The organism is Glycomyces lechevalierae (assembly GCF_027622945.1).
Taxonomy (GTDB): Bacteria; Actinomycetota; Actinomycetes; order Mycobacteriales; family Micromonosporaceae; genus Glycomyces; species Glycomyces rutgersensis.
In genome coordinates, this window is record NZ_JAPZVQ010000007.1 from 76,279 (window position 1) to 89,521 (window position 13,243).

Annotated in this window: 7 protein-coding genes; all 7 read right to left on the minus strand. The window is 69.6% G+C overall.

Annotation, left to right across the window (positions count from 1 at the left end):
- Positions 1–243: 243 nt before the first annotated feature.
- Entirely contained in the window at positions 244–1,056 is an 813-nt protein-coding gene (locus O2L01_RS13295; RefSeq protein ID WP_270122427.1) for a dienelactone hydrolase family protein, read from the minus strand.
- 185 nt (positions 1,057–1,241) lie between these two features.
- A complete protein-coding gene (locus tag O2L01_RS13300) occupies positions 1,242–4,607 on the minus strand; it encodes an alginate lyase family protein (RefSeq protein WP_270122428.1) in 3,366 nt (1,121 codons plus the stop codon).
- Positions 4,608–4,630: 23 nt separating this feature from the next.
- A complete protein-coding gene (locus O2L01_RS13305; RefSeq protein WP_270122429.1) occupies positions 4,631–6,397 on the minus strand; it encodes a glycosyl hydrolase family 28 protein in 1,767 nt (588 codons plus the stop codon).
- 104 nt (positions 6,398–6,501) lie between these two features.
- Positions 6,502–7,719: an alginate lyase family protein gene (locus tag O2L01_RS13310; RefSeq protein WP_270122430.1), complete on the minus strand. Its 1,218-nt coding sequence runs from the start codon at positions 7,717–7,719 to the stop codon at positions 6,502–6,504.
- Positions 7,720–7,896: 177 nt separating this feature from the next.
- Positions 7,897–10,353: a glycoside hydrolase family 2 protein gene (locus tag O2L01_RS13315; RefSeq protein ID WP_270122431.1), complete on the minus strand. Its 2,457-nt coding sequence runs from the start codon at positions 10,351–10,353 to the stop codon at positions 7,897–7,899.
- 149 nt (positions 10,354–10,502) lie between these two features.
- A complete protein-coding gene (locus O2L01_RS13320) occupies positions 10,503–12,146 on the minus strand; it encodes a type 2 periplasmic-binding domain-containing protein (protein ID WP_270122432.1) in 1,644 nt (547 codons plus the stop codon).
- A 119-nt stretch (positions 12,147–12,265) separates the two neighbouring features.
- Positions 12,266–13,240, minus strand: a complete 975-nt coding sequence (locus tag O2L01_RS13325) for a carbohydrate ABC transporter permease (RefSeq protein WP_270122433.1) — start codon at positions 13,238–13,240, stop codon at positions 12,266–12,268.
- Positions 13,241–13,243 lie beyond the last annotated feature (3 nt).

A 13,243-nucleotide genomic window follows, 5' to 3' on the forward strand; every position in this document is an offset into this window, starting at 1 on the left:
TCCTGGCTGATCGGGGGTGCGACCGCGCGCGCCCGCTCGCATCGAGCGGCGATGCGCGGCGACCGTGCGGAGTGGAACCAGTCTCGCGCGGCGGTGTAGAGCCATTGTGGTGGGAAAGTGGTGCGGGCACGGCGGACCGGCCGTTCCTCGGGCGCCGCAGCGGTGCAACGCTGCACTTGCCTTGACCGGAGTCGTCGACGGCGTCTCGGATTCGGCGGCGGCGCGCTCGCGCCGTCGGCCGCTTCAGGACGGCGGGGTCAGCCGCTCGCGCAGGAACGCCACGACCCGCTCGCGCGCCGCGAGTGCCTGGTGCCCTTGCCGAGCGCGCACTTCCCTGGTCAGCACCGAGTGCGCGGACCGGTCGAAGCCGCCCGTGTTGCCGGGCGCGGCGTCCAGTTCGATCACCTCGAAGGCGTCACCGAGTCGGGCGCGCAGCGCGGCGAAACGGTCGGGCGGCGCCAACCGGTCCTCGCTGAAACGCAGGCCGAGCGCGCACAGCCCGGAGTCACGGGCGCGGGCCGCGACCCGGTCGAGCTCCTCGTTCGACAGTCCCGGGTCGGCGCGCCGGGCGGCGCTGATCGGGAAGGGCACCGACGGTTGGGCCAGCACCGGAGCCAGCACCGCGTCATCGGTGGCGGCCGCGAGCGCGAACCCGCCCGTGAAGCACATGCCGACGACGCCGACGCCGGGCCCGGGGGTGCGGGCGGCGAGATCGCGCGCGAGGGCGCGCAGGTAATCGGCGAACGGCCGGCGCGCGTTCATGGCGAACGCGCGGAACTCCGCCGAGACGCAGAGCCTGGCGATCACGCCCAGGTTGTACCCGGGCGACTCCCGGCGGCCCGGCGTGCCGAACGCCGACGGGACCACGACGGTGAACCCGGCGTCGACGAGATGGTCGGCGAGGCCGAGCACCTCGGGGGTGATGCCCGGGATCTCGGGGACCAGCACGACGCCGGGGCCGGAGCCCTTCTCGTAGCAGTCGTGGCTGACACCGCCGGCGGCGAACGGCGCTCGCCGCCATCCCGTGAGGTCCGATGCCGGTGCCGCTGAAGCCATTTCCAGACCCTATCGTTCCCGACGCGGAAGGCCTCCAGCGCTCGAATCGGGACGGCGCCCCGATGGCCCTGCCCGCGAGCGCTCGGGATTCGTCCGATGTGCAGCGACTCGGCTTCTCCGATCCACGCCGGGAAGACGGACCGACGGGAGGGCGTCCGGAGGGGGCGGGTCCGGACGCCCGCAACTCATGCGCCGGCGGTCGGCGCCACGGACACCTGGTCGAAGACCGCGGTGCTCAACGCGGCCGGATCGCCGGAGACGACGGCGAGTCCGACGTGGTACAGGGCGGTGCCGAACGCCGGGATCGCGTGCGGCTCGCCGATCGGGGTCCAGGTCTCGCCGTCGGTGGATGTGGCAGCGCTGAAGGCGTCCCCGGTTCTGCTGAGCCGCAGCCAGATCGGCGCGCCGACGCCGACCGGTCCGTCTGTCGTGGTCGGGCGGAAGGCCACGCGCGTGCGCCGGAAGAACTGGACGGTCCCGTTGGCGCCCAGAACAGTCCCGGCCATCTGGTCGAACGGGTTGAGGGACTTGGCCATCACCAGCCCGGCGCGGCCGGTCGCCGCAGCTCCCCGCCAGTCGGCCAGGCGCGCGATGATCGAGCCGTCGCCTTCCAGCGGCACGGACGCGAAGTGCACGGTCATGCCCTGGTTGATGACGTTGAGGTCCGAGCCCGCTCCGCGGAGCGTGAACATACCCGTCGCCTCGTCATGGCAGGTGATGCCGGGAACGCGGATGTCGACGACGCTGCGGGATCCGAGCAGCCTCTCGTCGGGCACGTGATCGCCGATGTCGCGATAGGCCCACGGCGCCGGCGGCGAGCTGCCGACGACGACGGCGAGGTTCGCGGCGGCCGCTCCAGTCGCGTTGGCCGCACTCAGTGCCACAGTGGACTCGCCCGGCACGGCGGGCGTACCCGAGATCAGGCCGGTCGCCGCGTCGAGACAGAGCCCGTCGGGCAGGCCGCCCGCGGTGAAACCGGAGGGGTCGCCCGTGGCGCGGATCAGGTACTCGAACGGCTTGCCCGCGTTGCCGAAAGCCGTGCCGGCGCTGGTGATCTCCGGAGCCGTCGGGGTCGGCATCACCGCTCGGGCCTCGGTCGACGCCGGGCCTTCGCCGGTCGCGTTCGCGGCGCACACCAGGTAGCGGTATTCGGTGCCGGGCGTGCCCGTGGCGTCCGTGTAACGGGTCTGCACGCCGTACCCGACCGGGCCGATGTCGCGGGCGAGGACGGCGAAGCGGCCGCCGCTCGCCGGGGCGCGCTTGACGGTGAAACGCGCCGCGAGATCCGCACTGGCCCAGGCGAGTTCGACGGCGTTCGCTCCCGCCCGCGCCCGCAGGTCTCCCACCGGAGCCGTCGGCGCGTCGGAGGACCAGCCTGGCGCGGTGACGTTGTCGAAGACCGCCGTCGTGGTCTCGGCCCAGTCCGCGTCCGCGCCCAGCACTGAGCAGACGGCGAGCCCGACGTGCAGTTCGCGGTCGAGCTCCAGCCTGGTGGAGCCGACCTTCCGCCAGTCGCGGCCGTTCGGCGAGATCCAGCCGGTGAACTTGGAATCCTTGCGTTCCAACCGGACCCAGTAGGGGCGGCGCCACCGGTAGCCGTCGCTCGCGCCCTCGACGTGGGGCGCGGGCAGCGGCGTCGCCGACGCCGGGAGGGAGCCGTGGCTCGCGATCGGGAACCCCGCGTTGACGGTGATCTCCGTCTGCTGGGTGGGCGGGACGGGTGTGCTGCCGGTGCCGGTGGTCGCGGCCCCGGTCGCGGCGCGGGTCGTCCAGACGCCGCTCCAGGTGTGGAGCGGGAGGCCTTGGATGAGCATCGAAGCGTGCGCGGCGTCCGGCTCGAGGGACTCCCGCATCATCAGGCCGACCTTCGCGTACTGCGAGCTGACGGGGTGGGCGATCCGCGCGGTCAGGGTGCCGTCGCCGCTCATCGGCAGGTAGGTGAAGCGGAACGCGTCGCCCGCCCCGGCGATGTCGGCGCCACCGCCCTCGATGCGGAACGCCTGGCCGTCGAAGTTCGTGCTCCCGGAAGGCCCAGGCTCGCCGACATCCATACTCGCCCAAGGCGAGGGCAGTCCGGCGGAGACGGCGATGCCGAGCGAGTCCGGGCCTTCGCCCGCCTCGTTCGCGGCGGACACGACGTAGACGTAGGTCTGCCCGGCGCGGGCCGACTCGTCAGTGTAGGTCGTTTCGGTGACTCCGGTTGCGAGCGTGGCGAAGTCGCCTTCAAGGCCGGCGCGCTTGACCGTGTAGGACGCGGCCGGGGCCATGCTCGCCGGTTCGACCGCGGCGGCCCAGGCGAGGGTGATCCCGGCAGAGGATCCGTCCGCGGCGAGGCCGGCGGGCGCGGGCGGGGGCGCCTGCGGCGCCGCGGGTTCGACCGGTTCGCGCGCGAAGGTGAGTGTGCCCCAGGAGGGATGGTCGTCGTTGCCGCCTTCGATGAAGCGGTTCCCGCCGCTCCCTCGGAAGACGACACGCTCGGTGTACGGGACGGCGAGGCCGAGTCGGCCCGCGTAGTGGCCGTAGGCGAGTTCGTGGATGGGCCGGTACTGGCCGCGGTTGCTCGCCGAGATGGCGGTCTTGAGGTACTTGCCGGTCCGGTCGAGGTCGGCGGTGAACGGCACGTCCTCGCCGAGGTTGTATTTGGCGGTGTACTCGAACCCGGCGAGAATGCGGTTGCCTTCATGGCCGTAAAGATCGACCCCTTGGTTCCAGGCGACCTCGGCGGTGTCGCTGAGCAGCCCGAGCGCGAGCTGCGCGTACGCCTGCGTGCGCCCGCTCTCCTGGCCCTGCCCGGACTCGTCGACGACGATGCCGGTGATCGAGCCGTTCCCGGAACCGTGCCGCGCGTAGCGGACCGCGTCCTCGAACATGACGCGGTCGTCGCAGAACACGGCGACCGCGATGATCGTCTGGAGGGCGGCGACGTCCCAGTTGCCGTTGGCGAACAGGGCGTACCCGGAGATCGACGGGTACCAGACGTCCTTGAAGGACCGTTCGCACCGGGCGATGTCCGCGTCGGCCCAGCCGTCGTACTCGCTGTGCCGCAGGATCTCCGCGGCGTTGACGAGCTTGAAGCCCTGGAGGCCCGCGCCGAGCTGGCCGTCGGCGCCGGTGATGGTCTGCAGGCTGGCCGACCAGGCGTTGAGGATGTCGCGGGTCTTGTCCGCGTGCCGCTCGTCGCCGGTGATCGCCCACATGAGCGCGTTCTGGTAGGCGGCCCCGGCGTCCTCTGCGGCCTCGGCCGTGTGGTCGGTGGGGCCGCGGCCCCACGAGGTGATCTGGCCGGTGTTGCGGATCCGGTAGTCGTGGGCGGAGCGGCCGTTCGCGGCCATCGCCGCGAAACCGGAGTGGATCGGCTCCTCCCCCGCCGTCACCGCGGCCCGCATCCGCTCCAGGTCCGCGGCCGTGTGCAGGAGACCGGGGTGCGCGAAGGCGAATGCGGGCGCGGCGAATCCGGAAGCGGACGGCAGCGCCGCACCGGTGCCGACCGCGATCAGGGACCCCGCGGCGCCGCGCAGGAACACGCGGCGGGTCGGGCGGTACTGGTTCATCATGGCTCCCTAGTGGCGGAGGGTCAGGCGACAGTGAACGTGGTGGTGTGCTCGACGGTCCCGGCTCCGTTGGCGGCGCTGAAGGTCACGTCGTAGGAACCGGTTTCTACCGCAGCACCGGACACTACACCCGCGGCGGTGTCGAAGACCAGACCCTCGGGCAGGCCCTCGGCCTCGAACGCCTCGGGGAACCCGGTGGCGCTCACGGTGTAGACCGTGTTGGCCCCCGTCTTCGTCCTCGCTTCACCGGCCGCGATGATCGCGGGCGGCGTCGTGCTCGGCGCGGTCTCCGGCTTCAGGAACCGCACTCCGGTCACGTGCTCGTTGACGTGCATCGGCACCATGTCCGAGGCCTTGTACCAGCCCGGCTTCGCCATGTTGTCAGCGATGACCTTGCCGTTGACCTTGAAGTTCTGGAAGACCACGTCCTTGATGCCGTGGTCGGCGTCGTACCCGAGCAGGAGCGCGGTGTCGGCATGCGTGCCCTCGTAGCTCATGTCGCGCACGAACACCGACTCGATCCCGCGCCCGGCCGAGGTGTTGTAGGACTTGTTGTAGGCCACTCGCATGTGGATGATCTGGCCGATGCGGAAGTCCTCGACGCGCACGTCCTGGATGCGGACGTTCCGCACCAGGTTGCTGTCGCCGGGGTTGATCGCGATGCAGCCCTGGTAGTTCTGCTGCGGCTCGCGGTGGTCGAGGATGTCGAGGTCGCTGATGACGATGTTCTCCAGCACCTCGGGCTCCTCGGTGTTGCCGTGGGTGCCGATGTTGATCGGGTGGGCGAGGTCGGCCCACAGCGCCGAGCCGCGGATGGTGATGTTGCGGACGTCGCCGTAGTAGTCGTTCCGGTGGGCGTAAAGGGCGATGCAGTCGTCGGAGCTGCGCATGAACATGCCCTCGATGAGGACTTCGCTCGAGCAGAACACATCGATGCCGTCGCCCCACTTGGCGGAGCTGAAGTACGACACGTCGCGGACGGTCACCTGCTCGGACTCGCCGATGTCGCACAGGTTCCCGGTCGGGTTGTTCATGACCGTGACGCCCTCGATCAGGATGTTCTTCGAGGACCTGACGGGGGCGGCACCCCAGTCGACGCCGGTGATCACGCCGCGCCCGCGCAGCGAGGCGTTCTCGACGCCGTTGAACGCGATCTTGCGCTTGACGACCGCGCCCCCGGCGAGGTAGACGGTCTGGCCGCTCTGGACGGCGAGCTCCCCGCCCGTGTGCACGCCGGGACCGAAGTAGACGACGCCCGGGTCCTCGGGGTCGGGCGCGTCGTCGTCGATCGCGTTGGCGAGGAGGTGGAGGCAGTCGTAGAGGAGGCCGTTGACCTCGACGACGACCTTGCGGGGCTCGGTGAGCGTGAAGTGGATCGAGCGGTCCTCGACTTCCGATTCGATGCCGTACGAGAGCGGCCGCACCCGCGCCTGCTCGACCTCGGCCTTGGTGAAGGTCACCTTCACTTCGACGGTGCCGCTGAAGTCGAAGGAGGCCACCGAGGACTGGTAGAACTGGTCGCCGCCGGTCAGCTTGATCTCCTTGAGCCGCACGTTGTACGCCTCGACGGGTGTCCACTGGCCGCCGGGGTTCTTGACTGCGACCGTGAACGTGCTGTTGCGGGCGACGCCCTCGGGGATCGGGTAGGTCACGAGGCGGTCCTCAGCGGACGGCTCCTGTGCGGAGGCAGGGTTAGCGGCGGTGGCCAGGTAGCCGGCGACGGCGACCGCGCCGCCCGCCTGAAGCACGGCGCGCCGGGACAGGCTGGTGCGTGAAGGGTTCTCAGTCATGGTTCCTCATCTGTTCGGAAAGGGAGGGGAGGGTGCGGGGGCCGGACCGGGTCCGGTCCCCGCCTGTCGTTGCGGCGCAATGCCGCACGGGAGAAGTGTCGTGTTCAGCGGAGGCAGGCGAGCGTGCCGAAGCCGAGCTCGTCGAAGCCGCCTGAGGTGGTGCCGTAGTCGCCGCCGCCGCCTTCGGCGCCGCTCTGCTCGACCATCTGCTTCAGGTTGGGCAGGGTGAATCCCCACCGGGAGATGTAGTGGCCGTACACCCGCGCCCACACAGGCCGGGCCTGGCCGCGGCCGCCCGCGCCCATCACCGTGTGCTCGTTGTAGCTGCAGTTGACGCCGGAGCCCCAGGTGTACTTGGTGAACGGCAGGTCGTCGTAGCCGAGGTTGTAGCGGGCCACGTAGTCGGCGGCCCGGGCGAAGGCGTGGTCGCGCGCCGAGTACAGGTCGACGCCCTGGTTCCAGGCCATTTCCATGATCGTGCCCATCAGGCCGATGCCCATCATGGTGTGCCCCTGGTCGCGGCCCGACTCCTGCCACTGCGCGAGGGCGCCGTGGATGAACGGGATCGCGTTCTTGATCGAGCCGTTGCCGGCGCCGTTCCAGAAGTAGTCGACGGCGCGGTCGAACTTGGCCGGCTCGTCGTTGAAGACGCCGATCGCCATGATCGAGGCCATGCTGCACAGGTCCCAGTTGGCCCAGTAGTTGGTGATGCAGGCGCCGTTGTGGCGGTTGAGGAAGTCGTCGTTCATCGGGTAGAAGATGTTGCGCAGCATGGCTTGGAACCGCGCCCGGTCGAAGCCGGGGGCGTCGCGCACCAGCTCGGCGGCGTTGGCGGCCTGGTAGCCGTAGATGCCGGCGGCGAGCCAGCGGTCGGCGGAGCCGTTGATCTCCTGGAGGGTGCCGGACCAGGCGTTGAGGATGTTCACCGCGCAGTCGCGATGGGTCGTGGTGCCGGTGATCCGCCAGCGCAGCGCGTTCTGGTACGCGGCGTGGATGTCGTTGTAGAAGATGGCGTAGTTCTCCGGCCAGCCGCTGCCGCGGTAGATGCCGGTCTGCGGGTTGGGCTGCCAGTCCGGCCAGGAGTGGCGGTTGCCGATCAGCTTGCGCCAGCCGGAGATCCACGGCTCCGCGTTCGCGTAGACCTGCTCGCGCATCCGGTCGAAGTCGGCCTGGGTGTGCAGCAGTCCGGGATGGGCGCCGGTCTGGGCCTGGGCGATCCCGAGGCCCGCGGTGCCGGCGACCGCGAGGCCTCCTGCGACGACGGCTCCCCGCAGGAGGTGCCGCCGGGCGAGGCGCGGTTCGTTCGCGTGGTGTTGGGACATGGTGCTCCTTTGCGCCATGCGGTGACATGCCGGGGGATGCGACCGCTCGTGAACGTTCACGATAACACAATTTATCTATATGTTTCAATGAAAATCTGCGGTATCCGACATTTGCGCACACCCGGCCAGAGGCGGAGACCGAGACTGCCCCGCCCCTGGTCGGAGCTTGTGCGGAACTCAGTACACGCGGATCTCCTCGATGTCGATCGGCTGCTGCGGGAAGGCGATCCGCACCCGCGAAGCCGGCCGGGCCGGGAAGTCCAGGTGCACCGAGAGCGAATCGGCGCCGGGCTCGCCGCGGTGCAGCGGCTCGAACCGCTGCCCGTCCGCGCTCGTCTCGACCGCCCACGGATGCGCGGGGGCCTCGGCGAAGACCACCTCAATCCGGCTGATCTCGTACGGGAACTCCAGATGCGCGGTGATCCACTCGCCGGGATCGCGGTTCGCGGCCCGCCAGAACGTGCCGCTCCCGCTGCTCGTGGCGTTCCCGCCCTCGAACCGCGGCTCGGCGCTGCTCACCGAGACCGGCCGGTACGCGGCCAGCGAGGTCTTCCCCTGCCCGCGAGGGGGCTCGGCTACCGACGGCGCGGGCGGCGGCAGCCGCCTCGCGCGCGGCGCCTTGCGCTCGCCGACCGCCTCGGCAACGAGCTCGGCCGGGACCAGACCGTCAGCGGTGGCCCGAATGCGTTGCACCCCAGGCACATACGAGCGCAACTCGATCGCCCCCGCACCGCCCCACAGACTGTGGGTCTCGGGCGCGAGCGTGATGCTCCGGCCCGAGGGGAACACGCCTTCGCCTTCGACCACGGTCAGCGTCACGGCCCGGTCGTCCACGACCCGGACGCCGCGCGTGTCGACCAGTTCGACCTCGATGCGCACGTCACCGGTGCCGTCGGTCGGGATCGTGTCGACATCGGAGGACAGCCGCAGCGCGACCGCCCACCCGGGCTTGGGGAACTCGGGCGGGGCGATGCCGCGCAACCGCTCGCGGTACCAGTGGTACGGCCGCCGGGGCCTCCGCCAGTAATCGGCCAGGCCCTGGAGACCGGCGCCGTCCGCGATCGACTTGTAGTGGAACGCGCACCAGAAGATCTTGCCCGAGCGCCACGGGTAGTCGACCTCGACGCCGTGCTCCCACTCCACTTCGTACTCCCCCGGCCCCTGGCCGCGCACGCCGTGGTACTCCGACACCACGTTCGGGATGCCGGGATCGTGGAAGAGCTCCGCGCCGTCGCCGTTGTAGCCGGCGATGTCGCCGAGACGGTCGAAGCCCTTGCGCTGCGCGCCGCCGACCGCCACCGGACGGGTCGGGTCGAGCTCGCGCGCGAGTTCGACCAGTTCGCCGGTGAGCCGCTTGGCCTTGTCGATCACCTTGTCATCGCTGAAGAACGCCTCGTTGCCGATGCTCCACGTGACGATGCTCGGGTGGTTGCGGTGGGTCCGGACCATCTCGCGCAGGGCGCGCCGCAGGCTCTCCTCGAACGCGGGCTCGTCCGCCTCCTCCACGGGGTAGGCGCTGGCGAACCAGTAGCCCTCGACGTCCTCGCCGCCGATCCCCCAGAAGTGGAGCTCGGACCAGAACAGCAGGCCCTGGCGGTCGCATTCCTCCGCGAAGAACGGGTGGTGCGGGTAGTGCGAGCCGCGGATGATGTTCATGCCCAGGTCCTTGACCATGGCCACGTCGCGGCGGATCGAGGCGCGGGTGCCCGCGTCGCCCCAGCCGCCGCGGTTCTGATGGACGTTCACGCCGTGGAGGTCGAGGTGTTCGCCGTTAAGGAAGAACCCGCGGTCGGCCGTGAACTCGAAGCTGCGGATGCCGAATGCGGTCTGCTGCGAATCCCTCGCTGTCCCCTCGACGGAGACGGAGGCCGTCAGCCGGTACCGGTGCGGCTGGTCCGGGTGCCACAGGATCGGACGCGCAACGGCCCCTTCGAGTTCGACGACGGCCCGTGAGCGTGCCGGGATGGTGCGGGTCACGGGAGGGAGCGCGGCGACGGTGCGCCCGGGATCGGCGATCACGGCCGCCACGTCGACCTGGACCGGATGCGGCTCGTCGTTGACGACCTCCACGCTCGCGGCGACGGTCGCACGTTCGCGGCCGACGTCGGGCGTGGTCACGCCGATGCCGTACCAGTCGATGCGCACCCGGTCGGCCACGATGAGGCTGACGTCGCGGTAGATCCCGCCGGCGAAGCTGTAGTCGCCCGCGCGCGGAGCGAGTCGCGGGTTCCAGAGGTTGTCGACGCGCACGAAGACCTCGTTGGCCCCGGCGACGACGGCGTCCGAGATGTCCACTGTGAACGGCGTGTAGCCGCCTTCGTGGCGGCCGACGGGGCGGCCGTTGACGAAGACCTCGCAGGCTTGGAAGACCCCCAGGAACTCCAGGGCGATCCACTGGCCTGTCCATTCAGGATTGATCGTGACGGTGCGGCGGTAGCAGCCGTGGCCGACGTAGAAGCGCTGTTCGCGGAAGTCGGGCAGGTCGAAGGAGTGCGGCAGGCCGATGTCGTACCAGGCGGCGTCGTGCCGGGCGGCTTCTGGCCGTGGCGGGTGCGGCGGCTCGGACTCGGCACCGGGATGCTCGCCGTACGCGAACGTCCAGTCGTCGTTGATGAAGCGCTGTTCGCGGATCATGCGGTCGGGACCTCTCAGCACATGGGTGTTGTCGGGGAGGCGGGCCGCGTCTCCCGGTGCGGCTCGATCACGGCTCGCAAGCGTCGCCAAGGCTGCTTGCGAGCCGTGCATTCGCGCAGAGTCGCGGCCCGCCTCGGATTGCGGCGGGACTACTTGGTCTCGTCCCAGGCCTGTTGGTAGATCTCGACGTAGCGTTCGGCGCCGAGGTCGGTCAGGTTCTGCTGGAACTCGGCCCAGTCCTCGTCGCTCTCGATGTCGCGGGTGCCGGTGGCGAACTCGGCGCTCGCCTGGACGACGGCGCTCTCCACGTTGGTCTGGATCGTCGCCAGCTCCGAAGCGGTGTCACCGCTGATCCGGATGTCCCAGTACGGGAACGCCTCGCCGGACTCGTGGCCCTCGTAGAGCTTCGTGGCCTCGAAGAGACGGCGCTCGTAGCCGGCCGGGTCGTAGACGTCGGTCGACACGATCTGGCCGCCGCGGAAGGTCTCGTCGCTGAAGTACTGCGTCATCGCGCCCCAGGCGTTGTTCAGGCCCTCGCCCTCGGGCAGGGTGAGCGTCTTGTACAGCGGCTCCACGGTCTCGTCGAGGGGCACGTCGCCGGACTCCGGCGGGGCCCAGTTGACGCCTTCGATGCCGAACTCGCCCTGGAGGTGCCCTTCGTACGAGTAGATGAAGTCCATGATCTGCATGAGCTTCCTCTGCTTGGCCTCGCTGGCGCGGTTCGTGATGACGAAGGACGCGCCGCCGGCGCCGCTCGGACCGTTCCAGGACGTGTCGCTGCCGTTCGGCCCGGTCAGCGGCGGAACCGCGTCGTACTGCGCACCGCGGCCGTCCGCGGCGGCGAGGTCGACGAAGACCGCGGGGTGCAGCGTGGCGACCGATCCGAGGATCACGCCCTCCGCGCTGTTGCCCTTGGCGTACAGCGCTTCACCGTTCTGCGTGAAGGTGCCCTCGTCGATCAGGCCGTCCTCGTACAGGGAGTTGACGTAGGCGATGGCGGTCCGCCACTCGTCGCGGGTCGGCTGCAGCACGACCTCGCCGTCGACGGCGGCGAGCGAGGCCGGCGTGGTGCCTTCGGCGTTGATGCCCGAGGTGTAGACGAACGGGTTCATCAAGTACTGGAGGACCGTACCGCCGAGGTCTCCGGAGAGGGGGATCTCGTCGGCCTTGCCGTTCCCGTTGGGGTCCTGGGTCTTGAACGCCTCGAGGACCGTGCGCATCTCTTCGGGCGTGGTCGGCTGCTCCAGCCCGAGGGTGTCGAGCCAAGCGGAGTTCATCCACAGCTTCGTGCCGTACGAGCAGTGGAAGCACTCGTTCCACTGCGGCAGGCCCCAGATGTTGCCGTCCGACGCCGTGGCCGCTTTCTTGTAGTCGGGCTCGTCCTCGAACGCTGCGGCGATGTTGGGCGTGTCCTCGCCGATCAGGTCGTCCAACTGGACGATGATGCCCTGCCCGCCGAGCTTCACGAGCTCGTCGTTGTTGAACTGGTCGACCCAGGGAATGAGCATGTACGCGTCGGGGTAGTCGCCGCTGGCGAGGGAGATCTGCCGCTTCTCCCCGGCCGCGGTGCCGTCGTACGTGGTGGTCTCGAACTGGAGGTCGACGTCGAACTTCTCCTCGATCACCTTCGTGAACGCGTTGTCGTCCAAGTCCATGTCGGGGTTCTCGGGCGCGAAGATGGTGATCACGTCGTCCGGAGTGGTCTCCGGCTCCGAGGAGCACGCGGCGAATGCACTGGCTGACACGGCCAGTGCCGCTCCGGCCGCCGCCGCTCGGGCGAATCTGCTGGTCATCGTTGACTGCCTTTCACTGAGGAGTTGATGGGCTTGAGGGGAAATCTGTGGGGGCGTTCAGCCGGCAAGGCTCGGAGTCGCTGATCAGCCGCGTCACGGCGACGCTCGCGAGCCGCGGATCAGCCCTTGACGGAGCCGAGCATCACGCCCTTGGTGAAGTGCCGCGCCACGAACGGGTAGACGAGCAGCACGGGCACTGTGGACACGACGATGAGGGAGAACTTCATCAGATCGGCGACCTGCTTGGCCTGCATCTGGTCCGCGAGGTTCGTGCCGCCGCTGTTGTTGTTGAGCACCAGGATGTTCCGCAGCACCAACTGCAAGGGGTACAGCTCTTCACTGCGCAGGTAGATCAGCGCAGAGAAATAGGAGTTCCACTGTCCGATGCCGTACATCAGGGCGATGACCGCCAGCAGCGGCTTCGACAGCGGCAGCACGACCGACCACAGGAAGCGAAGGTCCGAGGCGCCGTCGAGCTGCGCCGCCTCATAGAGCTCCCCCGGGATCGAGGAGCGGAAGAAGGTCATCGCGATGAGCACCTGCCAAGCCCCGATCGCGGCAGGGATGATCATCGCCCAACGCGTGTCCAGCAGACCGAGCGCCCGGACCACCATGTAGGTCGGGATGAGGCCGCCGGAGAACAGCATCGTGAACAGAACCCCACCGATGAGGACCTTGCGGCCCACCAGCTCCGAGCGGGAGAGCGGATAGGCGATCATGACCGTCAGCGTGACGCTGACCAGCGTCCCTACCAGGGCGTAGAACAACGAGTTGGCGAACCCGGTGACGATGGCCTCGTTGCCAAGCACCGCTTCATAGCCGATGAGTGTGAAGTCGACCGGCCACAGGAACACCTGCCCGCCCGAGACCGCTGCGGGGCTGGAGAACGAGCTGGCCACGATGTTGATCAGCGGCACGAGCACGATGAGCAGGAACGTCGAGAGGAGGATGTAGACGCCGACCATGAAGATCCGGTCCACAGGAGTGTCCTGCACTTGGACGGAGCGACGGCGCTTCGGCTTGCGGCGCTGTGCTTGTGATTCAGTGCCAGGTACGGATTCGAGGTCCGCCCGGGTCGCGGTCTTGAGGGTCATTGG